Annotated in this window: 21 protein-coding genes; 13 read left to right on the forward strand and 8 right to left on the reverse strand. The window is 40.8% G+C overall.

Annotated elements, in window-relative coordinates; translation table 11 throughout:
- The first annotated feature begins 17 nt into the window (after positions 1 to 17).
- The 5 genes from ALE3EI_RS08400 (at position 18) to ALE3EI_RS08420 (ending at position 5,835) form a co-directional block, all read left to right on the forward strand.
- Complete coding sequence (locus ALE3EI_RS08400) at positions 18 to 1,481, forward strand: sulfatase-like hydrolase/transferase (protein WP_186987830.1); 1,464 nt, start codon at positions 18 to 20, stop codon at positions 1,479 to 1,481.
- Complete coding sequence (locus ALE3EI_RS08405) at positions 1,482 to 2,459, forward strand: GNAT family N-acetyltransferase (RefSeq protein WP_186987831.1); 978 nt, start codon at positions 1,482 to 1,484, stop codon at positions 2,457 to 2,459. It begins immediately after the preceding gene.
- Complete coding sequence (locus tag ALE3EI_RS08410) at positions 2,456 to 3,556, forward strand: DegT/DnrJ/EryC1/StrS family aminotransferase (RefSeq protein ID WP_186987832.1); 1,101 nt, start codon at positions 2,456 to 2,458, stop codon at positions 3,554 to 3,556. The genes ALE3EI_RS08405 and ALE3EI_RS08410 overlap by 4 nt, the downstream gene beginning before the upstream one ends.
- A gap of 140 nt (positions 3,557 to 3,696) precedes the next feature.
- Complete coding sequence (locus tag ALE3EI_RS08415; protein WP_186987833.1) at positions 3,697 to 5,001, forward strand: O-antigen translocase; 1,305 nt, start codon at positions 3,697 to 3,699, stop codon at positions 4,999 to 5,001.
- Positions 5,002 to 5,010: 9 nt separating this feature from the next.
- Positions 5,011 to 5,835 carry a phytanoyl-CoA dioxygenase family protein gene (locus ALE3EI_RS08420; RefSeq protein ID WP_186987834.1) on the forward strand — a complete coding sequence of 275 codons (825 nt, stop codon included), beginning with the start codon at positions 5,011 to 5,013 and terminating at the stop codon, positions 5,833 to 5,835.
- Here the strand turns inward: ALE3EI_RS08420 and ALE3EI_RS08425 are convergent.
- Positions 5,832 to 6,974, reverse strand: coding sequence for a glycosyltransferase (locus ALE3EI_RS08425; RefSeq protein ID WP_186987835.1), 1,143 nt, complete (start codon positions 6,972 to 6,974; stop codon positions 5,832 to 5,834). The genes ALE3EI_RS08420 and ALE3EI_RS08425 overlap by 4 nt on opposite strands.
- A gap of 100 nt (positions 6,975 to 7,074) precedes the next feature.
- Here ALE3EI_RS08425 and ALE3EI_RS08430 point away from each other — a divergent pair, with 100 nt between their 5' ends.
- Together ALE3EI_RS08430 and ALE3EI_RS08435 are read left to right on the forward strand one after the other, a co-directional pair.
- Entirely contained in the window at positions 7,075 to 8,175 is a 1,101-nt protein-coding gene (locus tag ALE3EI_RS08430) for a glycosyltransferase (protein WP_186987836.1), read from the forward strand.
- Positions 8,168 to 8,587 (forward strand): sugar 3,4-ketoisomerase, encoded by a 420-nt coding sequence (locus ALE3EI_RS08435; protein ID WP_186987837.1) that lies wholly within the window; start codon positions 8,168 to 8,170, stop codon positions 8,585 to 8,587. Before ALE3EI_RS08430 ends, ALE3EI_RS08435 begins: the two co-directional genes overlap by 8 nt.
- On the opposite strand, the gene ALE3EI_RS08440 is transcribed toward ALE3EI_RS08435, so the two are convergent.
- Positions 8,570 to 9,496, reverse strand: a complete 927-nt coding sequence (locus tag ALE3EI_RS08440) for a glycosyltransferase family 2 protein (RefSeq protein ID WP_186987838.1) — start codon at positions 9,494 to 9,496, stop codon at positions 8,570 to 8,572. The two genes, ALE3EI_RS08435 and ALE3EI_RS08440, sit on opposite strands and share 18 nt — an antisense overlap.
- Positions 9,489 to 10,391 (reverse strand): glycosyltransferase family 2 protein, encoded by a 903-nt coding sequence (locus ALE3EI_RS08445; RefSeq protein WP_186987839.1) that lies wholly within the window; start codon positions 10,389 to 10,391, stop codon positions 9,489 to 9,491. Before ALE3EI_RS08445 ends, ALE3EI_RS08440 begins: the two co-directional genes overlap by 8 nt.
- 126 nt (positions 10,392 to 10,517) lie before the next feature.
- Here ALE3EI_RS08445 and ALE3EI_RS08450 point away from each other — a divergent pair, with 126 nt between their 5' ends.
- Positions 10,518 to 12,143, forward strand: coding sequence for a S8 family peptidase (locus ALE3EI_RS08450; RefSeq protein ID WP_186987840.1), 1,626 nt, complete (start codon positions 10,518 to 10,520; stop codon positions 12,141 to 12,143).
- A 10-nt stretch (positions 12,144 to 12,153) separates the two neighbouring features.
- Here ALE3EI_RS08450 and ALE3EI_RS08455 read toward each other — a convergent pair whose 3' ends face one another.
- The 3 genes from ALE3EI_RS08455 to ALE3EI_RS08465 all read right to left on the reverse strand — a co-directional run bounded on the left by ALE3EI_RS08455 (position 12,154) and on the right by ALE3EI_RS08465 (position 15,078).
- Positions 12,154 to 13,767 carry a hypothetical protein gene (locus ALE3EI_RS08455; protein ID WP_186987841.1) on the reverse strand — a complete coding sequence of 538 codons (1,614 nt, stop codon included), beginning with the start codon at positions 13,765 to 13,767 and terminating at the stop codon, positions 12,154 to 12,156.
- A gap of 53 nt (positions 13,768 to 13,820) precedes the next feature.
- Positions 13,821 to 14,504, reverse strand: coding sequence for a cell division ATP-binding protein FtsE (locus ALE3EI_RS08460; RefSeq protein WP_186987842.1), 684 nt, complete (start codon positions 14,502 to 14,504; stop codon positions 13,821 to 13,823).
- Between the two features lie 112 nt (positions 14,505 to 14,616).
- Positions 14,617 to 15,078, reverse strand: a complete 462-nt coding sequence (locus ALE3EI_RS08465; protein ID WP_186987843.1) for a tail fiber protein — start codon at positions 15,076 to 15,078, stop codon at positions 14,617 to 14,619.
- A 264-nt stretch (positions 15,079 to 15,342) separates the two neighbouring features.
- Here ALE3EI_RS08465 and ALE3EI_RS08470 point away from each other — a divergent pair, with 264 nt between their 5' ends.
- The 4 genes from ALE3EI_RS08470 to ALE3EI_RS08485 all read left to right on the forward strand — a co-directional run bounded on the left by ALE3EI_RS08470 (position 15,343) and on the right by ALE3EI_RS08485 (position 22,379).
- A complete protein-coding gene (locus ALE3EI_RS08470) occupies positions 15,343 to 18,363 on the forward strand; it encodes a tetratricopeptide repeat protein (RefSeq protein ID WP_186987844.1) in 3,021 nt (1,006 codons plus the stop codon).
- Positions 18,364 to 18,532: 169 nt separating this feature from the next.
- Positions 18,533 to 20,206 (forward strand): TonB-dependent receptor, encoded by a 1,674-nt coding sequence (locus tag ALE3EI_RS08475; RefSeq protein WP_233279944.1) that lies wholly within the window; start codon positions 18,533 to 18,535, stop codon positions 20,204 to 20,206.
- Between the two features lie 36 nt (positions 20,207 to 20,242).
- The gene (locus tag ALE3EI_RS08480) at positions 20,243 to 20,656 is read left to right on the forward strand and encodes a hypothetical protein (RefSeq protein ID WP_186987846.1); all 414 of its coding nucleotides are present in this window, start codon (positions 20,243 to 20,245) and stop codon (positions 20,654 to 20,656) included.
- A gap of 82 nt (positions 20,657 to 20,738) precedes the next feature.
- Entirely contained in the window at positions 20,739 to 22,379 is a 1,641-nt protein-coding gene (locus tag ALE3EI_RS08485; protein WP_186987847.1) for an amidohydrolase, read from the forward strand.
- A gap of 113 nt (positions 22,380 to 22,492) precedes the next feature.
- Here the strand turns inward: ALE3EI_RS08485 and ALE3EI_RS08490 are convergent, their stop codons facing one another.
- Complete coding sequence (locus tag ALE3EI_RS08490; protein ID WP_186987848.1) at positions 22,493 to 23,254, reverse strand: membrane metalloprotease; 762 nt, start codon at positions 23,252 to 23,254, stop codon at positions 22,493 to 22,495.
- Positions 23,255 to 23,301: 47 nt separating this feature from the next.
- Between ALE3EI_RS08490 and ALE3EI_RS08495 the strand changes: the two genes are divergently transcribed.
- A complete protein-coding gene (locus ALE3EI_RS08495) occupies positions 23,302 to 23,841 on the forward strand; it encodes a DUF2059 domain-containing protein (RefSeq protein WP_186987849.1) in 540 nt (179 codons plus the stop codon).
- On the opposite strand, the gene ALE3EI_RS08500 is transcribed toward ALE3EI_RS08495, so the two are convergent.
- Positions 23,813 to 24,532 (reverse strand): class I SAM-dependent methyltransferase, encoded by a 720-nt coding sequence (locus ALE3EI_RS08500; RefSeq protein ID WP_186987850.1) that lies wholly within the window; start codon positions 24,530 to 24,532, stop codon positions 23,813 to 23,815. The two genes, ALE3EI_RS08495 and ALE3EI_RS08500, sit on opposite strands and share 29 nt — an antisense overlap.
- Positions 24,533 to 24,655 lie beyond the last annotated feature (123 nt).

Raw genomic sequence — 24,655 nt, forward strand, 5'->3', positions numbered from 1 at the left:
GAGTATAGATAAAGCACATGATTAAGAAATTTTTAAAGAGCGAAAAAAGATCCCCGTTCATTTTCGGATTGGCGGCCGGATTGTATCCTGTTATTTTTTACTACGCCACCAATTATACCTTGATTAATTCGTGGAAACACCTGGGGTTTTTCATCGCTTTGTTTCTTGTGGCACCCATAGTTTCACTGTTTGTAGTAGATAAACTTACAAAGCTTAGATCCCTTCACAGGTTTCAACACTATGCCTTGCCCTTCCTCAATGTCTTCCTATTTCTGTTTTTTCTTCACTTGTGTTTGTACGCATCTGTTCAGGTATGGATCTCACTGGGATTATTGATATTGGCAGGAATCATTGCTTTTTTCCTGAACAAACACAGTAAAAAGATCGTGGTACTTCAATTTATTCTGGCGGTCATCGCCTTTGTGTCCTTGGTGCCAACAGTAATAAATCAGTTGAGCTACAGTGATGAATGGATGATACTACCAGACGATATCGCCGAGGCTCAATTTGTTACAAAACCCAATGTGTACTACATACAACCGGACGGTTATGTAAATTTTTCAGAAATCGAAAAAGGATATTACAATATCGATAATACAGTATTTAAAGCCTTTTTGAAGACACAGGGCTTTACCCTCTACGAGGACTTCCGAAGTAATTATAATTCGACATTGGTATCTAATACCGCTATCTTTTCTATGCGGCATCACTACCACAACAGCGGTTTTAATTTTAGCGAGACCATAGATGGGAGAGATATCATCATCACCAAAAATGCCGTGCTCGATGTTTTTAAGAAGAACGGTTATAAGACCCATTTTTTTGCCGAAAGTCCGTATCTGCTGGCCAATCACCCTGAAATAGGCTATGATGTCACCAATTTTTCCCTGGATGAGATCTCATATATTGGAACCGGTCTTGAGGTGAGTAAGGAAATCTTTGATCCGTTAAAGGAGTATATCGACGTGGAAACAGAGCAGCCTAAATTCTTCTTTGTAGAGATCTTTAAACCGGGACATGTACCTTCTCAAAAGGCAGATTCAAAAGGAGCCGAAGCCGAAAAGCAATTATGGATCGAGCGATTGCAACTGGCCAATGAAAAGTTACGTAAGACCGTTAATATTATAAAGGAACGCGACCCCAACGCACTTATCCTTATCATGGCAGATCACGGGGGCTATGTAGGTATGGATTATATGATGCAGATGCGGACCCGAACTGAGGACAGAGACCAATTATTTTCTATCTTTAGTTCCCAATTGGCCATACATTGGCCCGACAATAAAGCGCCTCGATTTGACAATACTTTTAAAACTACCGTGAATACATTTCGGATACTGTTTTCGTATCTGGCACAGGAGGAGAAATATCTGAAACATCTTGAGGAGGATGTAAGTTTTTTAATTGTAAAAGAAGGTGCGCCCAAAGGGGTGTACAAGTGTATCGATGCAGAAGGAAACATAATCTTTGAAAAAATTTAAGTGAATTATAAGGTATTAAAATATACGGTTGACCATAGAGCTGCCTGGGACGGTTTTGTCGATAGTGCAAAGAATGCGACGTTTTTGTTTAAGCGTGACTTTATGGAGTATCACAGTGACCGATTCGAAGATTTTTCACTAATGGTTTTTAGGGATGATGTCCTGTACGCGCTACTTCCGGCAAATCGAAAAGGGAACACGGTATATTCCCATCAGGGGCTTACCTACGGTAGTTTTATGCTACAGGACAGCGCCAAATTGTTGTATAGTTTCGAGGCGTTTAAGGCTATGCTTTCCTTTCTTTCTTCGGAAGGGATCCGGGAGCTGGAAATTAAGGTGATCCCTACGTTTTACAACCATATGCCTGCCGATGAATTGGAGTATTTCTTGTACAAAGCTGAAGCAGAACTTACCAAACGTGATGTTCTTATGGTTATCGATTACAGCCATAAATTGCGATTTCAGAAGAACCGAAGGGAAGGGATTAACAAAGCAATTCGCAACGGATTGACAGTGAGGATCGATGATAATTTTGAAGGATTCTGGAATACCATTCTTATTCCTAATCTCAACAAAAAGCACGGTGTACAACCGGTTCATAGGTTAGAAGAGATACAATTACTAGCCAGACGTTTTCCTGAAAACATAAAACAAGTAAGTGTGTACAATGAATCGGGACAGCTGGTAGCCGGGACCACAGTTTTTTTAACCGAAACTACGGTGCATCCTCAATATGTGTCGGGAAATACGGATAAAAATTTTTACGGAAGTCTTGATCTCGCTTACGATTATATCATCAATGAGCTCTGGCAGGACAAAAAGTATTTCGATTTCAATATTTCTTCCGAAGATAACGGCACTATGCTTAATAAAGGACTTATTTTCTGGAAGGAAAGCTGCGGAGCGCGTACTTTTACTGCAGACAACTATTTGGTGGAAACCGCATCTTATAAAAAATTAAACCTGAAACTGAAGTGATCCCATTTTTAGACTTACATAAGGTTAATAAACGATTTGAATCTGAATTTCAGGAAAAATTCAACACCTTCTTGAATTCTGGTTCTTATATCCTTGGAAAGGAAGTAAAGGCCTTTGAAGAAGAATTCGCTGCTTTTTGCGGCGTAGATCATTGTATTGGTGTGGGCAACGGACTCGATGCCTTGCGACTTATTCTCGAAGGATATAAAGTGTTAAACCGACTTAAGTCGGGAGATGAAGTACTTGTGGCTTCCAATACTTTTATAGCTACTATTGTTGCCATAAAACAGGCCGGACTCACCCCGGTATTGGTTGAAGCCGACGCTGAGAGCTTTAATTTCAGTAATCAATCCATTTTGGAAAATATAAGTGAGAAGACCAAAGTCATCATGCCGGTGCATCTCTACGGACAACTATCTCCAATGGATAATATCAAAGAGCTTGCAAAAGAACATGACTTGCTGGTGATTGAAGATGCGGCTCAGGCTCATGGGGCGGAGTACAGCGATGGTAGACTGGCAGGAAATTTAGGGGATGCAGCCGGATTTAGTTTTTACCCCACCAAAAATCTGGGGGCACTTGGTGACGGGGGAGCGGTAACTACAAACAATGCCGATCTGGCCAATGCGATTAGAATGCTTCGAAATTATGGAGCATCCACAAAATATGTCAATGAGATACTAGGAGTAAATTCGAGACTAGACGAATTACAGGCCATAATGCTTAGGTGCAAGCTCCCCGAACTAGAAGCGGATAATAAGAAGCGAATTGAAATTGCGAAACGATATATTTCAGAAATAAAGAATGATAGAATTTTGCTCCCTAAATTTAGTGGTAAAGATGATCATGTCTTTCATTTGTTTGTGATCTGCACGAAGGAACGGGATGAGCTAATGGATTATCTGAAAGATAAAAAAGTGGGCTGCCTTATCCATTACCCAATTCCGCCTCATAAGCAGGAAGCACTAAAGGAGTTCAATCACTTAAGCTTCCCTGTTGCCGAGAAAATACACGATGAGGTGTTGAGTTTACCTATGAGTCCGGTATTATCAGATGAAGAGGTGAGTCGAGTTATCGATGTGCTTAATGAGTTTTAGAAGAAAGAGGTCGGAAGTCTAAAGTCGGAAGTTGGAAGTCGGAAGATTGAAGACCGAAACATAAACGACAGCGGTCTAATAGAAATAATAATACCTAATAAATAATAGTAATACCTAATAAATAATAATCATCCCATCCCTTGAAAATCCCTCAATTTATACGTGGTAATCTTCTCTTAAAGATGACTTCCTTGAATGCCACAGTGATCGCGATCCGCTTGGTGGTTTCACTGTTTATCCAGCGATTGTTAGCCGAAATAGTAGGAGAGGCGGGAATCTCGAAAATTGGGCAGTTGCGAAACCTAACCCAACTCTTAACCTCTGTTTCCAGTGTAGGTGTTTTTAACGGTGTAGTAAAATATGTAGCCGAACATAAGGACGATAAAGAGCAGTTACAAAAGTTATTTTCCACGGCCTTCGTGTTCGTCGTTTTAAGTATTGTAATTACAGGGGTAACATTATTCTTCGCTGCCAACATAATAAGCAATTATCTGTTTACAACTTCAGAATATGCGTATATCATAAAACTTATCGCAGTAACCATCCCGTTCATAGGAATTCATCGTGTATTTAACGGAGTGGTAAACGGTTTGTCGCAGTATAAGAAGTTTGCAAAGATCGATCTGCTCGGCTATCTGTTAAGTGCAGTTCTTACTGTTATATTGCTCCTGCAGTACAACATTGATGGTGCCTTAGTGGCCATTGCCATAACTCCAGTTCTTCAGCTCATTGTATTGCTCTATATCTTTATAAAAGTACTTCGTGAATACATTCAGTTTTCCAGTTTACAATTTAAGGTACCGCTGGCAAGGAGTCTGCTGGCATTTTCGTTAATGTCCTTCTTTTCTACAGTGCTGATCAACTTTGTTGAAATTGATGTGCGTACCATGATCGTAAACCGAATCACCGAAGTAGATGCGGGAATCTGGACGGCAATGACCTTTATTTCTAAGAATTATATGGTCTTCTCTGCGGCGATATTTACACTTTATGTACTACCAAAATTTGCCAGCATACATACCGAAACAGGCTTCAAGAAGGAATTGTTGTCCATCTATAAAACATTGCTCCCCATTTTTGGGGCTGGAATGATCCTGGTGTATTTGTTGAGGTATCAGGTAATAGAGATCATTTATCCCGACTTTACAACGATGGCCCCTCTGTTTAAATGGCAGTTGGCAGGTGATTTTGTTCGACTCGGATCCTTGGTGTTGGCCCATCAATTTTTAGCGAAAAAAATGGTGAGAAACTTTATCTTTACCGAGCTTTTATCTTTGGGACTTTTCTACGGACTTGCCTATTATCTGGTAGGAGATTATGGTGTAGAAGGGGTGGTAATGGCCCATTTTATTAGATATGTGATTTACTTTTTAGTAGTACTGATTTTAGTGTGGAGATATTTCAGAATACAAAAAAGAACAATTCCGAATGATTCGGAGGATTAAAGAGAGATTATGGAGTGCCAGTTAAAAATAGACAATGAACCTTTTCATTTTCAAGTGGAAGGAGACTTCTTTTGGGGAGAGGGAGGCGCGTTGTTCGAAACCGAAAATAATATTATTTCGAAAACTTCATGGAAAGAAGCAGGATATAGCGTTGTCGATGCATTTATAGAAGATGAATTTGAGCGGTTTAATCGGTCGGTACGCGATAATATCGTTAAAGCCATGCTGGATAGCGGGATAGAGGTAGACACAGAGTCTTTTCAACTTAAAGACTATCACAAGGTGGTTACCAATGATGCCGATCATCTTAAAGTGATCAATATTACTCGAAATCTCACCAATGACGATATCGATTTCGACATCGATAAGCTGGCAGATCGCTTCGGAAAGGTATTGGGTTATACATTAACTTCTTGGATAGAAGCCCTTCAGAAAAGCCACATACAAATTAGGATAAGCAGACCCAGCACCCTGGATATCAATCCGCCTCATCGCGATGGTTATCTGGATTATTGGAAGAATATCATTAATGTTTGGGTGCCGGTAGAAGGCTGCAATGAGCAAACGTCGTTGCCGGTGGTTCCCGGTAGCCATCTAATTGCTGAACACGAGATACTACGCACCGAAAGTAAAGGTGCCAAGATAAACGGGAATACTTATTTTGTTCCCTGTATCCTGAAAACAAAAAACGGAAACCTCAATATGATACGGCCTAATCCCAAAGAAGGTCAGGCCCTTATTTTTACGCCTTTCCTAATTCACGGGGCAGCGGTAAACCGAAGCGAAGTAACCAGGGTTTCCATCGAATTGCGATTTCCAAAGATCGATGCCTAAATTGCGCTTTGCCATTTGTCTAGATAATTTTTAGCCGACACTTTATGATCGTGATATTTTGTGACAAATTCCCGGGCGTTTTTTGAGATTTCAGTGATTTTCTCAGGGTTTTCTATCAGCCAAACTAATTTTTCTGCAATTGATTCAGGGTCGGGTAGTGCGTTGATCGCTACCGTATCGGCTTCCAAACCGTGGTAATCCAGCCATTCCTGTTCGGCCCCCGTAAATACTACTTTTCCCTTGGCCATTCCTTCGAGCGCATTAAATCCTTGGTCGTAGGCATAAACCTGATCCAGTAAGATATGTGCCTTGTCGTAGGCCTTAATGTATTCGTTATAGGGCACACTCACCACCGTGGTAATTTTTACTTTTTCAGGATATTTTTTCTGAATGATCGCCAAAGCCGCCTCAAAAAGATCGTTTCCCTTTTTGTAATAATTTGCCCGGTTGATGCCGTGAAAAATGTGAATTTTATCTGAAATATCCATCGGAATATAGGCTATTTCCGAAAGATCAATAGGGTTGGGCGCGAGTCCGAGATACTTGGGATCACCTAATAGGGGAATGTGATAATCCAGATCTGAAGCAATGATTCCTTTGATATTCGAATAAATAAATTGATGCAGTGCTTTATAAGGTGGGGTGATATATTTTAAAATGGGCTGATACAGTTTTAAATTCCCCTTTTGCTCAAAATAAGGTGTAAGGATGGAATATCTGAATTTCTTTTCCATCGCATAGGTCACACTTAAATGATCTGTCCCGCAGGACAGCAAAAACACATTGGGGTTGTGATCAAAGATATAGCGGAGCAAATCTCTTTCAATAGGAGGAAGACACTGAAAGGAATTTTCATTTATGAGTTGTACGATATCGTTGTTTTCAAAGATAGATTTGTTTCTGAAAAATTGCTTTTTGATGGAAAGTGAAGTAAGGTCGGTCTTAAAAAGGCGGAACCATACTTTTTTCAAAAATAAGGGCAACCCGGAAGTGTACTTATCCTCAAAATTAACATCGACCATTCGTTTTTTAAAACCGTCGCCCAGTCCCACAACGGTGACCTCATGTCCCAGCGCAACCAAACCGTCCTTTAGCGTCTTATGGGAGGAGTTGTATTCTCCCACCAACAATATTTTCATTTTTTTCAAATTTTTGGCAGTCAAAAAATCTAGCGTTTAAAAAATTCCCGACATTCAGGAAATCATCACAATTTATTTTACTTTTAACCAAACTTCCGCATTGCAAAGTAAGAATAATAAAATTTGTATCACATCCATTTCGTTGGGAAAAGGTGGCGCCGAGCGTTCGGCTGCCATGCTCACTCAAATGCTTGATGAGCTTGGATATGAGGTCCATCTTGTGGTGCTCAATGACGACATCGACTTCCCCTTTTCCGGGAAACTGCTTAACCTGGGTACGCTAAAAAAAGCAAAGGATCCTATTTGGAATCGCTTACAACGATTTAAAAAATTCAGAAAATATCTTGTCGAACATCAAATTAGTGTCGTAATAGATCACCGACCTAAAAATCAATACCTAAGAGAGTTGTATTATGCCAACTACGTCTATAAAGGAATAGAACGGATCTATGTATTTCACAGCAGTAATAAGGAAGAATACCTCACCCGCTATCCAAAGAAGTTTGTGCGTCTGTGCAACAACAACAGGGCTAATGTGGGTGTTTCAGATTATATTTCTTCAAGTATTCTTCAGCAACACGGGATGGAAAACGTAAATACCATTCACAATGCTTTTGATACAAATTGGGCTTCGGAAGATGTAACCCTTCCTGCGGAACTTCAGCATAAACAATACCTACTCTCCTACGGACGAATGGTCGATGCCATTAAGGATTTTAGTTTTTTGATCAGATCTTTTTCTGAATCTGAAGTATGGAAAGACGATATTTATCTGGTCTTGTTGGGCGATGGACCCGATAAAGAAAAGTTACAAGCATTGGCCGGCACGTTAAACGGAGGAACCTATATTCTTTTTTTACCCTTTACTGAAAATCCATTTCCTATAGTGAGCAAGGCAGAGTTCGTCACCCTTACCAGTACCTATGAAGGATTCCCCATGGTGTTAGTAGAATCCTTATCATTGGGAACTCCGGTGGTTTCCTTGGATATCACATCGGGGCCGGCAGAGATTGTACAGCACGGTGAAAATGGTTTGTTAATACAAAAAAGAAGCATACCTTTATTTGCTGAAGCCATTAAAGAATTTATTTCGAATACAGAATTACATAAGAAGTGCAGTGCCAAGGCAAAAAAATCGGTTAAGGATTTTTCGATGGAAGTCATTGCAAAGAAATGGCAAAGTATATTGCAACATGATTGAGAAGAATTTAGACAAAATAGAACTAATAGACATTCCCAAGATCACTGCCGACGATGGTCGTGGCAATCTTTCGGTGATCGAAAAGGAATTGCTGCCCTACGATATAAAACGGGTCTATTATTTATACGATGTCCCCAGTGATACTCAGCGCGGCGGACATGCACATCGAGAACTTGTGCAGTTTCTTATTGCGGTGAGCGGGAGTTTCGACGTGGTGCTGGACGATGGGAAACAGCGTCGTAATTTTACGCTCAACAGACCATTTAAAGGCTTGCTCATCCCAAACGGACTCTGGCGCTCCTTGGAAAATTTCTCGGCAGGCGCGGTTTGTTTGTCGTTGGTAAGTGATGTGTATAAGGAATCGGATTATATTCGGAATTATGACGACTTTAAGCTATTTAAAGGCGCTTAAGTAGATGCCTCTGCGTTCCATAAAAATTTTAAATTTTCGCGAAAGTTGAAGGATGCCGGAAGGTGTGCTTAACAGGAATCGCTGTTTTTTATTAAGATTAGCTTCATCCAGTTGCGATCTAAATCTTTTATAATTCTTATCATCTCCTTGCAATTTGGCTAGCATCGCCAAGGAGTAACGGTTCAGGTCTAAGAACTTTTTTAAAGCAGGTTTATTCTTCTCCTCCCTCGTATATGCTTCAAATGTCGCCTTACTCTCAAATGATGTTGAGGTGGCGTTCAATCCGTCGTCCTTGATTTGATAACGCGCAGTGATCTTTCCCCCGAAAACCACTTTATAATTAAGTCCGAGCCGCACATACAAATCGGTATCTTCTCCTGTTTTAAACACCGAATTATATCCTCCAACAGCATTAAAAGCGGCTTTTTTTATGCCAAAGTTGGAACTGTGAAGAATTGAGGACTTCAAGCTGGCTTCAAAATAATTCAATATTTGAATGCCGGAATTTTCGGGGATCGAGTACAGGCAGGGAAAGATCTTTCCGTTTCGCTCAACTTCCAACGCATTGGCATAAATATGCTCTTTCGGGAACTCAGCAATTAGTTTTTCCAGTTCCTCGAGATGATGGGAGTACCAATAATCATCAGCATCCAGCAAGGCAATGTAATCGTTCTTGGCTTTTTTAATAGCTTCATTTCGGGCTGCTCCGGCTCCTTGATTCACTTGCGAATAATAAGAAATGCGGGGATCGTTACATTTTTTGATCTCGGCTTCACTGTTATCTGTAGAACCATCATTGACGATCACCACCTCAAAGTGGGTGTATGTTTGCTCCAACACACTCTGCAAGGTTTTTGCAATATGCTTTTCCTTATTGTAAACCGCTATGACAACCGAAAATTTAATCATTGCCCTTTAAAAGTTTTAAATAATATCCCAGGCGGTACAGGTCGAATACAAATAGTGAAGGATTTTTAGACAACAGATTCTTTTTCATTTTTTTGCTGAAGGCATTGTAAAAGCTCAAAAATGCAGTGGCCAATCCTTTTTTCTGAAGGCTTTCAGCTTTCTTAGAAAGCGCCGTCTCTTCGGCATTTATAAGTCCTTCTGAAACAAACTGATATAAGGCTTGCACAGATTCCATGGATTTCTGAAGGAAGACTTCACTGGATTCCAATCCCAGATGCACCACCGGATTGTCAATATGACTAACGTGAATACCCTTCTTTTTCGAATCCAATGCGAACAAGGTGTCTTCATGCCGAAGGTTGGGGATTTCTTCATTGAACCTATGCCTATCGAAAACACCTTTAGCGATCAAAAAATTAAGAGTGAGAAACCGTAGGTGCGGATCTCTATTTCGTTCCGTTACTGTTAAGGCTTCCCGATCATTCCCGTACTTCCAGCGAAGTATTTCAGCTGCCGGAGGCGGATCTTTCTGGTATTCGATTCCGCCGTAAATGATCTGAGTATTGTCAGAGACCGAATTCAAATAGGTCTCAATAAAATTCTCCCGTATCACGGCCGTATCGGCATCCAGAAATAATAGCATGCTATATCGGGCATCGGTAGCGAGTTTATTGCGTATCGCGCTTCTGCCTATATTTTTATCGAGGATAGTGAAGGAACAATTCGAAAGTTCGTTGATCTCTTCATTGAAAGCAACAGCTTGGGGCGAATGATCATCATAAACCCTAATCTCGTATTCCAGATCCAATTTTTCGGCCTGTTGATGCAGGGAAGTCACCAGCGGCAGTACATTGTAATTGTAAGTGGGAATGAGTATGGACAGTGTTTTTGTCATTACAGCAAAAATAGCAAAACTAGCGTTGGCAGAAGCGAAACAGACACTAAGATTTAAGCTACGATAAAACGGTGATCGATTTTTATTCGGATTAAAAAAAAAGTATCTTAGAAGAAATAATTCGCTATGCGTCCTTTATACCTTACATTTTTTTTCCTGTTCGCGGGAACAGCCATTATTCAGGCTCAGGATGAAGTTTGGTTTTACCTAAGAGCCCACGATTCGTTGTTTGAGCCAACTTTCGAAAGGACGGGAAATACGCTAACCTATTCCGGAACTGATCTAAAACTGAAAGCGGTTCTGGACAAATATGAGATCTCGGCATTTAAAAAGACTCAGCGAAAGACCAACAAGAAGAATAAGTTAAAAACGTTTTTCGTCATGGCCGATAAGGAATTTCTTTTGGAAGATCTGCTTCAGCAAACGCCTTACTTATTTTATGCCGGGGAGATCATCCCTGAAGCCGATAGAAAGATCTATGAACCAAATGACTACGGACTTACAAGTACCATTGGTGCCAATTTAGGACTTCAGGCAGACCTAAGCTATCTCGATTATCTCGGGGCTCCTGAAGCCTGGTATTACACTACCGGTTCCCCCGATGTGATCATTGCCATCTCAGACGCCAGAGTCGATACTGTAGACATCGATTTTAAAGACAAAACAACCATACTTAGAAAATCTACGCTTTCTAACGGTCACGGTTACAGCTCGGGAGGTACTGCGGCTGCTCAGGGTGACAATGCACATGGGATTGCGGGAATATGCTACGATTGCAGTTTGTTTTCGACTAACTATGGCGACCAGAAAAATATGTCTCAGCTAAAGGAAGCTGCTCAAAAAGGGGCAAAGGTGATCAACTGTAGCTGGATAGGAAGAAGATACGATGAAGTTTCGCAGGCTGTTATCGATACGATCTTTAATAATGGGACCATCATCGTTGCGTCGGGTGGAAATAAGAACTGGCAGGAGACCAAGGGAAATTTGAAGTACTATCCCGCTTCTTATGACAATGTGATCGCTGTTTCCTCAGTAATGTATAAATATGAAACCCCCCTGGACAATCTGGGTCAACTCCCGGATGGTACGTACTACTCGGCGAATGTTCGGGGCTATCTGGGTCGTACCATGGGTTTTACCGATAATGATACTTTAAAGCAGCCGCATATCTATCCAATATCGGTACGGACTTTAAATGAAGATATCGACCTATTGGCACCTACTCACGACATTTTTATGTATTCGTATTATTTATTGGAAGGCAAGGTATTGTACCATGAATATTCAACGACTTCCGGCGCTTCTCCTTTTGTTTCAGGGACCGTCGGACTCATGTTTTCACTTTACCCCTGTCTTCCGGTAAAGGAGGTGGAATCCATTTTAAAATGTGCTTCGACTAATATCGATCATATTGAAGCGAATAAACCGTTTGCGGGGAAATACGGAGCCGGAATGCTTCATATAGGGAACACTATAAAATTGCTTCACGATCTTAAATCGGAAGATGAAATCGCCTATATCGAAGATCAGCAGTTCTCTCGATGGGATTTTACGCTGACTTCCTTTTCAGAACAGGTAATTTTACGGAACCAGAAATTTACCAATACATCAACCCTGGATCTTACGGCTAAAAACCGAATCGTGCTTTCAGAAAATACAGTACTTCGTCCGAGTAAGCAGGGTAGAATGCATTTGAAAATTGATCCCGATATGGAAAAGGAATGTGATTTGGAACTTCGGGAAGATAAATAGAAAAAGGTAATTATTGAGGTTGGTAAATATCAAAAAATTGAGTCCGATCAATTAATTTCCAGTTTTGCTCTATTCTGTCTATAAGCTCGTAGCCATCGCGTTGTTCTTTTGTAAGCGGGGCATTTTCAAGGAGTATGGTGGTGTTTTTTTCCTTAAGCTGTTGCTCTAGCAGTGTAGCCTCATCGTTAATTTCAACATCCAGTGGCCAGTCGGTGCCAATAGGATTTACAGTCCCGGTAAGATAATGAGCCAGCGTCATGGATGGGATGACCGTAAAATTTGGATATTTTATAGCCAGTGTTTTCAATTCTGAATACTTTTCAAATCCTTCAGTATCACTTTTTATAAAGGTTAACTGCGGAAAAACCTCACCCATGTCCCTATTCAGATCCTTACGGGGTGCATCGCGGTAGATACTCTGGTAGCCCAGATAAAAAGTGACCAGAAAAGCGAGGATAACAATGCCTCCGGTAAGCGGTTGTAAAGTCAATTTATCCAATTCTGAAGTCCTTTTTTCCGCACTAAAAACAATGAGATACAGGGTAAAAAAGACAGGTAGTGAAAAATGTATGGGTGTTTGATAGCCATTGCTAATGGAAGCACTCCAGCTTAAACAGAGCAAAAGAATTACCAATAAAAAACGACGGTCTTTGTGAATCAAAATTTTAAATAGCGCAAACCCGAAAGTGATGAGCAGTAGCAGCTGAAGCAAATAAGGCACTATGGACCAATTATCACTGTCATTGAGATAAACGATAGAAAAAAGCACGGCAATAGACAGTTGCGAAAGTGCATACGCAATATTTTTTGGCAGATATTTCACAGCAGCAATAAATAGAAGTATGCCTATACTAAAATACAGCAGATTGAATTTTACTGCCAGATAATAGGTTTTAACGCCAACGTTCATCAAGGATCCAGCTCCCGTTCGCTGAAAGGTTTGTTCAAAAAAGGGTTCTAAAGTGCCGGTGGCGTATTTAAAAGCGAGATAGAGCAACAAACAGCATAGCCCTGTAGCCGAGTACCACGCCAGTTTCTTAAAATCCTTCCGAAGTAAAAAATACAGAAAGAGAAATAATGGCATAAAGTAAAACGACTGTTTCGAAAATACGCCTAACACCAAAAATAAAGAGCCTAATAGCACCTGAACCGGTTTGAGTTTGGGTTTTAATAAAAAGTAGAGTCCGAGGGTGCAAAAGAAAATACCGTCAATGGTATTCCAACCCATGGGCGGGTAATTATGAACGCTCACAATAGCTCCCAGTGATGCGATAAAATATAGGAATGTCTTCTGTTTTATTTCAAAGTGATCTGCAAGTATTTTGGCAGCCAAAAGCGAATAGGTAAATACCTGAACATAGAAAAAGGACCGGTCGAGCAGATAGCCGTAGGTTTCAGAAATAAATAAAAAAATACTGTGAAAATATGCGGGAAAGGCCGGTCGGGTATAGATAAAGTCCCTGTGCGGAAACTCCCCGTTATAGACATTCCATGAGGAACCGAAGATATAGCCTGTATCGGTTCCTTCAAAACCAAAAGGCATATAAAAAACGAGGTAGAATACGCACAAACCGTAAAACAGGATTTGAAAGGCCCTGTCTGAATGCTGTGTAGTGATCCTCATTTTAATTGTTTTAAAGGCTTTTCAATCCAATCAGCATAGTGCAACCGGCTTTGTTATACCGTTTTTTGTACGACTTCAAAGATCTGACTTTCATCACATTTTAAGGTCTTGGAAGGATATTTAAGCAATAGGGCATAATCGTGCGTTGCCATTAAAATGGTGTTGCCATTCTTATTTATTTCCTGCAATACCTCCATTACTTCCACACTGGTTTGCGGATCCAGATTTCCCGTGGGCTCATCGGCCAGAATAAGTTCCGGGTCATTTAATAAGGCTCGCGCAATGGCAACCCGTTGTTGTTCTCCGCCTGATAACTGATAGGGGTATTTAAAATTCTTAGTTTTCATACCCACTTTGCCCAACACTTCGTCGATCTTACTTTTCATAGCCGGTTTATCCTTCCAGCCTGTTGCGGTAAGGACAAAAAGAAGGTTGTCGTGAACAGTACGGTCGTTCAATAATTTAAAATCCTGAAATACCACCCCGAGCTTCCGTCTTAGAAAGGGAATATCCTTTTCCTTTAATCCTGCGAGATCATAGCCAACGATCTCTCCGGTCCCTTCTTTGAGCGGGAGATCTCCGTAAAGCGTTTTCATAAAACTACTTTTTCCGGTGCCGGTCTTTCCTATCAAATAGACAAATTCACCTTTTTCTACACTGATGGAAACATCAGATAAGACCAGATTATCGCCTTGAAATATCGATGCATCCTTTAAGAATAATACGTGATTGGACATTGGGCTTCCGGCTTTATAAATTAATGGATTCTTTTAGAAGTGATCTTGAATGCTGTGATTTTCCAACAAATGTAAATGGATTTCCCTCAAACTGCAACTAGTTAGGGTCTTCTTATTTATTTTCTGAAATTTTTTCTTTGAGAGCATCAATTTCTTCCTGCTGCTGAAGGGTATAGAGCGTAAGTTCCTCGATCTTCTGAAGCAATATCAGGTTCATTTTCTTTAATGATATTCCGTCTTCCTGCATTTGTTGAGCCGAAGGAACATCGGGTAAATGATGATTTAATTTAATATACGAAGCCAGTTGAGACAAGGACAACATTTGGTAATCGGGGTTTAATAAGGAAGTTCCTTTATAAAAATGTTCAAAGACATAGTCGGGTGCTACAGCGCCGTCTAGATCTACCAGAACCTCCTGAGTATGGATCTTTCCTTTAACCGTGAGCATTTCGTCGGGTGCTTTGGTGCCAATCCCGATCTTTCCGTCTTTTTCTGAAAGATTCTTAAATGGATTTCGTTGTGCGGATACACTAACAGTGAGTAATACAAGCGTTATAAAAAGCAAATGTTTCATGGCAAACTATTTAATTTGAAGTACAGCATTAAAAATAAGGTATTTTAATCGGGAATTACAATTAAGAAGTATATCTCTTTAAAAACATACTTAGCCATTAATTATTGCGTTACTATGAAAGGACGCTATAGTAGCCGGGATATGACAGATGTTAACAAATATCGGCACACTTTATGTTGATGGAAATGTTAAAAACTTATTGGCGCTAGCGTGCCTACTTTAACAGATACTATAATTTTGTAGCTACAAAAAACCTCAAACGAAATGATGAAGAACCTCTTAACCGTTTCCCTTTTCCTACTTATCAGTTTTACTTCTTTTTCCCAGCAAACCGCTGTCTTTACCAACGATCTTGTCGAGTATAACAAGGCCATCGAATTGTACAATAACAATCAGTTTTTGGCGGCTCAGTCGTTGTTTACCAGTTTAAAGGATAAAAGCAATGATGAAAGCGTAAAAGGGGATTGTGCCTATTATATTGCTAATTGTGCCGTAAGACTAAATCAGCAGAATGCCGATCAGTTAATGGAAGAATTCGTGGAAGAATATCCAACCTCCATAAAACGGAACGATGCTTACATAAATGTAGCCAATTACTATTTCGAGAATGGTAAATATTCATATGCCCGAAAATGGTATGATAAGGTCGATGAAAGCAGTCTTGGACGATCCGAAATGGAACGATACAACTTCAACAACGGCTATGCTTATTTTAAGAACAAGCGCTACAACGAGGCGAAAAAATATTTTAATCGGGTGAGCAATTCCCAAAAATACGGCTCTCAGGCCAAGTATTATCTTGGTTTTATCGCCTATGAGGGAGACGATTATCAGGAAGCTAACGAACTTTTCGAAGAGGTAAAGGATGAAGAGCGTTATGCCGAAGGATTGAGTTACTATCAGGCCGATATGAACTTTAAACTCGGTAATTTTCAGAAGGCCATCGATATGGGGAAGGAGCAATACGACAATTCAAGTCCGCAAGAAAAAAGCGAGCTTTCAAAGATCATTGGCGAGAGCTATTTCAACCTGGAGCAATACGCAGAAGCCATCCCATATTTACGCGAGTACAAGGGAAAACGTGGGAAGTGGAACAACACCGATTATTATTTATTGGGTTACGCTTACTACAAACAGGGTGATTACGAAAGTGCGATAGGGGAATTTAATAAGATCGTAGACGGAAGAAACGCCGTTGCACAGAATGCCTACTATCATCTGGCCGAAAGTTATCTGAAACTCGATCAAAAACAACAGGCATTAAATGCCTTTAAGAATGCTTCAGAAATGGATTTCAGTCTGGAAATTCAGGAAGATGCATGGCTTAACTACGCCAAACTCAGTTACGAGATCGGGAACAGCTACCAGAGTGTTCCGCAGGTATTGCAATCCTTTATTGAGAAGTATCCTAAAAACAAGAACAATGAGGCTTTAAAGGATTTGTTGATCGATTCGTATATCACATCAAAGAATTACAAGGCAGCTATGGAGTTACTCGAAAATAATAAGTCTTTCGAGAATAAGCTGGCCTACCAAAAGGTGGCATTTTTCCGTGGGATTGAATTGTACAACGAAGGAAATTATACCGAAGCCAAAGAGTTTTTGAACAAGTCTTTAAAAGAACCCCGGGATGCTAATTATACGGCTCGTGCGACCTATTGGAAGGCCGAAAGCGATTATAACCTCTCCAACTTTGACGAGGCGCTTATAGGTTACAAGCAGTTTTTACAACTCCCTAATGCAGCTATTACGCCCGAAGCAAAAAACAGCAAGTACAATCTGGGATATACCCATTTTAAACTGAAAAACTACAACGAAGCGATTTCCAGCTTTAAAGGATATGTAGAATCCTCGTCGGCTTCGGGGGCGAGAAAACAGGACGCATATCTAAGACTTGGTGACAGTTATTTTGTCACGAGTCAGTATTGGCCGGCCATGGACAACTACAACCTTGCGATTGAACTGGGAACTGCCGATGAGGATTATGCGGCATTTCAGAAAGCGATTAGCTACGGCTTTGTTGATAAAACCGGTAAAAAAATAGAAGGACTACAAAGTTTTTCGGCTAAATACCCCAAGTCACTTTATAAGGATGACGCCTTGTATGAACTTGGAAATACCTATGTAGCACAGGATCAGACGGCTAGTGGGATTGAAGCGTATGACAAGCTGATTCGGGAAAATCCTAAGAGTAGTTACGTGTCACGGTCGATGCTGAAAAAGGCCCTAATTTTCGATAATACCGGAAAAAGTAATGATGCGCTTGCGATCTTTAAGAAGGTGGCGGCCGACTATCCGTCTACTCCCGAAGCCTTACAAGCGGTAGCTTCGGCCAAGATCATTTATATAGATCAGGGGCGGGTCGATGAGTATGCTCGATGGGTGAGCGCACTCGATTTTGTGGATGTTGGTGATGAGGAACTGGATGATGCTACCTATCAGGCAGCAGAACAACCTTATCTGGAAAACAAGGAGCAGCAGGCAATAACTCGTTTTGAAGGGTATCTTCAGCAGTTTCCAAATGGAAAGCACGCGCTTCAGGCACATTTTTATCTTGGACAGCTTTACTTCGGAAAAAATAATTCTGAAAAAGCCATTCCGCATTACAAATTCGTGGTATCCAAAGAGCGAAGTGAATTTACCGAGCAAGCACTCGCAAGAATTTCTGAATTATACCTTACCAAAAAGGACTATCAGAATGCGCTAACCTATTTGAAGCGTCTTGAAACGGAAGCCGACTTTCCACAGAATATCGTTTTTGCGCAAACCAACAGCATGAAAGCGGCATACGAGCTTAAACAGTATGCAGAAGCCGTAAGTTTTGCAGAAAAAGTCCTTCAGAACACCAAGATCGACAACAGTATTAAAAGTGATGCTCAGGTGATCATTGCGAGATCGGCCATAAAAACCGGAAATGAAGGAAAAGCAAGAACAGCCTATGCCGAAGTTGGTAAGATCGCAACCGGACAATTGGCCGCAGAAGCCCTTTTTTACGATGCCTATTTTAAACATAAGGATGCTAAGTTTGAGGCATCCAATACGGCGGTTCAGAAATTGGCTAAGGATTATTCCGGGTATAAATATTTTGGAGCCAAGGGATTAGTGCTTATGGCAAAGAATTTCTATGCACTGGATGACGCGTATCAGGCAACCTATATTCTGGAAAGTGTGATCAAGAACTTTACAGATTATCCCGATGTGGTCGATGACGCTAAAGCAGAACTCGCCGTGATCAAATCGGCCGAATCCAAGACCAATTCGTCTGTAGAAACCGACGGAAATTAATATTCATCAATCAGATTTAAATCTAATATATATGAACATATTGCCCATATGTAATTGTAAGCTTTATAGGAATTTAAAAAATATGCTTAACCTCAATAGTATTGTGAAAAATTATAACAAAAGCGGTATACTGATATTGCTGTTAGTGTTATTTCAATATTCTGGAGTAATGGCTCAGGAAGAAGATCTGGGCACCGAAGTGGTAAACATTGTAAAACCATATACTCCTACGATCTCCGATGCTTTTAAAGTAAAAGAAACGCCCGAACTCAACGATTCGTTAACCACTCAGAAAAAAGAAGTGAACTACAATATTTTTTCTGTACCGGTAGCGTCCACGTTTACTCCTGCAAAGGGAAAGGCGGCTACTGTAGAAAAGGCAAAACCCATAAAATTATACGACAATTATGCGACGCTCGGTTTTGGAAATTATACCAGTATTTTGGGAGAGTTGTTCAGTAATTTTGATATCAGTCGTACCGATAACGCCGGATTCTTTTTTAAGCACAATTCATCCCAAGGGGATATAGACGGAGTTCGAGTTGAGAATAAATACTATGACACCAGTCTCGATGGAAACTACACCAGCAGGCAGCGGGATATGACCTATCGTGCCGAAGCCGGTGTGGAACATCAACTTTTTAACTGGTACGGAATAAGTCCGAATTACGATACCGTCCCTGATGAATTTATAAATGACTTAGAACTGAAACAAACCTATCTCAGCGGATATGTTGGCGGAAGCATCGCTTTAGACAATTCCTTTTTTGAGCGTGCTGCGGTACAGGTTCGCTATCTGTCCGATTCGTTCTCTTCTTCAGAATTAAATGTTACCGCCAAACCCGAGTTTTCGTTTCCCTTAACCGATTTTACCTTAACGGTAGACGGGGAAGTAGATTATTTAAGCGGAAGTTTCGACCGCATGTATTTTAGTGCACAAGGTATCAATTACAGTGTTCTGAATGCAGGGGTGTCACCTTCCATCGTTTATGTAAATGAAGACCTTACCATTTCACTTGGAGTTGCAGGTTTTATTAGTTTGGATACCGAAAACAGCGCTTCCGAATTTAATCTGTATCCGCGAATTAATCTCTCTTATCGACTGGTGGATGAATTGCTTATTGCTTATGCCGGAGCCGACGGCGGATTGCGACAGAACACCTATTACAATTTTAAAGAGGAGAATCCCTTTGTGTCGCCTACCTTACAGATCATGCCAACCAGTGAATTATACGATGGATTTGCAGGACTAAAAGGGAAGTTGTCGAATTCTGTTGGGTATAATGTTCGCGCTTCCTACGGAAAGGAAAATGATAAAGCGCTTTTTGTGATAAATCCCACCTTTCAGGGAAATACGCCTACTCAGGGTTATGAGTATGGTAATTCCTTCGGAATTCAATACGACGATGTAAATACCTTATCGCTATTTGGAGAATTGAAAGTTGAAGTATCTGAAGTATTTTCATTGGGTGTGACCGGAGAATACTTTAGTTATAAGACCGCTAACGAGCTTGAAGCCTGGAACTTACCGGATATCAAAGCTTCTATCTTTACCAATTTCAATATCACCGAACAACTCTATGGAGGTGCTTCTATTTTTTATATAGGGGAACGCAAAGCCCAGCCTCTGGTATTCGGACCTTTTATTGAACCCAATCCGGAAGGGATCACTTTAGACAGCTATCTGGATGCGAATGTACATTTGGGTTATCGAATAAATGATCGCTTATCGGTCTTTGCTAAGGGAAGTAATTTGTTGGGTGATAATTACGAAAAGTGGGTTAATTATCCCGTTCAGGGTATACAGGCCTTGTTGGGAGCTACTTATAAGTTCGATTGGTAATAATTAAAAAGGCCTATTTTTATAAAAATCATTGATTTGAAAAGATTGCTTGTTATTTTCGGTTTTGCCGTTCTTACCCTTACCACTTCCTGTGTAAAGGATACCTATAATTTTGACGATGCATTGAAAGGGAGCTGGAATCTGGTGCAGGTTAGCGGTGGCCTTGCTGGCTTAGATGAGCAGATAGCGCCCGGAAAGGTGTCCTGGACCTTCGATGGTTCGGGTGAAATTATTGTAAACAATACTGTTGGTGTGAACCAAGGAGGGGTTCTGGAATCGGGAAAATTTGACTATAATGTGATTAACAGTAATGGAAATACATTTTTAGTGATTGAAAATAATGAGTTTGGGATTTATACCATACAGAACGGTGAATTGAGAATGGATGAAGCCTTTACTTCAGATGGCGTAGGAAAACTGGATGGTTTTAAATTATTCTTCCAGCGATAGACTTAGTGACCATTTCAACGTTTTATAAATTGGCACACTTAAATAAGTGTGCTTTTCTTATTTTTACCAAAAACCACCCAAGATGAAACACCTTGCTCTTCTACTATGTATATTAGCCACAATCTCTTGTGCTCCTGACAAGACTTCGGCAGATCTTCTCGTTAAAAACGCGACTATTTATACGGTTAATGCAACCTTCGATACGGCTAATGCCTTTGTCGTTAAAGATGGTAAGATCCTCGAGATAGGTAAAAAGCCCGAACTCGAACTTAAATACAAAATTAGAGAGACCTATGATGCCAAGGGTCAGACCATTGTTCCCGGATTGATTGATGCTCACGCCCATTTATACAATCTGGGAGTTACGAAACAGCAGGTTGATCTTGTAGGGACTACCAGTTTCGATGAAGTACTGGAACGGGTGATTGCTTTTCAAAAGGAAAAGAACAGTGCGTTTATTCTCGGTCGGGGATGGGATCAGAACGATTGGGATATAAAACAATTTCCGAATAAAGAGGCATTGGATTCGTTGTTTCCGGACACGCCGGTCGCACTTACACGTATCGACGGACATGCATTACTTGTAAATACCAAAGCGCTGGAATTGGCCGGAATAACTTCAGAAACAAAAATAGATGGAGGAGAAGTCATTCTTGAAAACGGTGAACCTTCAGGAATCCTTGTGGATACCCCAATGAAATTGGTGTATGATGTAGTTCCAAAGCGAACCCACGAATTTAATACCACTGCATTAAAAGATGCTGAAGCATTATGCGTAGCGATGGGCCTTACCACAGTTAATGATGCCGGACTGGGTAAAAAAATCATCGAACTTATTAATGAACTTCAGGAAAATGAAGAAATGGATCTAAGAGTGTATGCCATGATAAGTAGTGGTGCACCCGATTTAGATACTATGCTTAAATCGGGTATACTAAAAACCGATCGGCTGAATGTTCGTTCGGTAAAGGTATATGCCGATGGGGCACTCGGATCTCGTGGCGCTGCTATGAGAGCACCCTATAGTGACCAGCCCGGACATTTTGGAGCTATGATTACCCCTATGGAAGGTTTGGATTCGTTAGCACGGAAAATTGCGGCTGCTAACTTTCAAATGAACACGCATGCCATTGGAGATTCAGCAAATGTTTCGGTGATTAGAGCCTATGAAAAAGCGTTGAAAGGGAAGAATGATGCACGTTGGAAAATTGAACACGCTCAAATTGTGAGTCAGGAGGATCTCAATAAATTTTCACGAAATATAATTCCTTCGGTACAACCTACTCACGCCACCAGTGACATGTACTGGGCAGAAGACAGGGTGGGGCCGGATCGTATAAAAGGTGGTTATGCCTACAGAACATTACTTGACCATGCCGGAATCATTGTCCTGGGTACCGATTTTCCTGTAGAAGCGGTAAATCCCATGCATACCTTCTACTCGGCGGTAGCCAGAAAGGATTTGAAAAACTTTCCCGAAGGGGGTTATCGTATGGAAGAGGCACTAACCCGTGAAGAAGCCCTTAAGGGGATGACTATTTGGGCCGCCTTTTCAAATTTTGAAGAAAACGAGAAAGGCAGTATTGAACCCGGAAAATTTGCAGATTTTGTTGTTCTGGATCGTGACATTATGACCATTCCGGAAGATAGTATTCCGAAGACAAAAGTACAAGCGACATTTATTAACGGAAAAAAGGTCTATTCGGTCACCGAAGAAAAATAATAGTGAGTCGTGAGAATTTAGTAGTTGTTCTTATTTTTACACCTAACACCTAACACCTAACACCTAACACCTAACACCTAACACCTAACACCTAACACCTAACACCTAATCCATTACTTCCCGCCCTTCGCTTGCAGATCGGCAAGGCATAATTCATCCAGAGGAGGTATATCTCCTTTTACCGGATTTGGAATGGTCCCGGGATTTGTACTGGCGAAATACATTAAGCATTCTTCAACTACGCAATGTTTGTTATTGTCGGGGTCTTCGTGGTCACTGTGAATATCATCCCCCTGAATGTTCACGAGCCCCAAAAGATGTCCAAATTCATGCCGTAAGGTAGTGGCTTCCACCAGGAAGAAATCCCCTAAATTCAGGTTTTGTATGGTTTCTTCGTAAATAACGATAGAGGTGTTTTGATACGCAGTACCTAAGGTAACCGAATTAGCCGTATCATTCGAAGAACTGCCGTTAGCAAAGAACACATAGACCGCTATTTCATCCCCAACGGTATATCGGGTCCTGTTATTGGCTTCAATCTCACGAATTTCCTGAATGCTGAATGGCTTCCCCTGGGGGGCGTCGATCACAGTTTCTACTATGGAAATTCCATCAGGTTTGTTGAGTCGGTCGTTTAAGAAAATTTCAAAACTGTCTATGGTGAGCTGCTGCGGACGATAGCCGTTAGCATAAACAATTTCGACGACAATACTGGTATACTCATCATCCGAAAGTAGATCTTCTGCAGACGTTCCCAATGCTTTTAGATTCTCTGCCCTTGGATCTTCCATGGGGCCACCATCATCACTTTTACAGGAAAGAATTAATAAAAAGGATAAAAATAAGAGAGCGAATCTTAGCGGGGCTTTTCTCATAGTATTATTTTTGTATTTTTAGCAAACATAACTTTTAATTGGGCATTATGAAAATTGGATATTTATTTTTAACGCTTTTTTTGGCGATTTGTTTTTCAACTTCGGCGCAGTCTGATGCGTTCGAGGCGGGGATCATTAATTATTTAGACAATAGTGGAATTCGCGCCCAATATGACCAAGCTTATGAAGAAATGTTCCTGGTTCTTGCAAAAAATTTCAGAAATACAGAGATCATGGAAGAAGATTGGACTACCATTCGCGAAGACAAGGACAAAACGATCGATCAGGCAATGGTCTTACTCACTTCAGCGTATAAAAAGCACTTTTCCAAAGAGGATATTGCTGCAATGACCGACTTTTACGGTAGTGAGGCAGCAAAACAACAGCGACAGGACCCAACTGCTCTAACTGTAGCGCAGCAGGAGGAGATCAACGGTTTTTACGATGGAAAGGTTGGGCAAAAAATAGAAAATGCTAAGACTGTGTTGGCTTCAGACCTTACCAGGATCTCGGAACAATGGGCAAGAGAACTTTTTGGATCAAAAATGACCCAATTGGTTAAGATGGGCTATCGCAATCAACAGTAATCCTGGCGAGATAATCGTAGTTTTCACCCCGCGTTATTACCTCAAATTTTAGGCCTTCAGAAGTACATATTTCCTCAAAACGTAGTTCATCCAGGTACAACCAGAAAAATGGGGGAGAGGATACGCCCTTGTAGGTCATGGTAAATTCAAGTTCACCATAATAACGATCTGCCGGTACCCACAACCCTCCTTCCTCATTTCTATCATACATATATTGAAGATCACTCGAATCTATAAGGATTTGACCGTTTTTAGCCAACAATGACTTCACATGCTGAAGGTACTCCGGAATATTCTCAAGCGTTTCAAAAATGCCCGTTCCGTTCATTAACAACAGTATAGTATCAAAGTCTTTGTCTTTAAACTGAAGCAGCTCAGTGTGCCGTACATCCTTTAGCCCTCTGCGTTGACAAACTTCAACTGCTCCCGGTGAAGTATCAATGGCTGTAACCTCCATTCCTTTATTCTGAAGGTACAGCGAATGACTTCCGGTACCGCAGCCTACATCGAGGATCCTTCCCTTTGAAAGTTGTAATGCTTTTTGTTCCAGAGGAGGCATTTCAGAATAACTTCTAAAGAGATAGGGAAGTGGTAAGACATCTTCTTCGCTGATATTCGTTTCCGTTATGATATCTTCAGTATACTTTCCGTGGAAATAATCCAACAGAGCTCGTCCATATATGTCGTTCATATGCGCATCGGGTTAATGGTTGCGGGGTATAGGTTACAGGTTACAGGTTGCATGTTACGGGTTACAGGATTTTTCTTTACACTTCGTTCGATGAGTTGCTTACAGCATACTGGTTACTGTATA

The organism is Constantimarinum furrinae (genome assembly GCF_014295415.1).
Classification (GTDB): domain Bacteria; phylum Bacteroidota; class Bacteroidia; order Flavobacteriales; family Flavobacteriaceae; genus Constantimarinum; species Constantimarinum furrinae.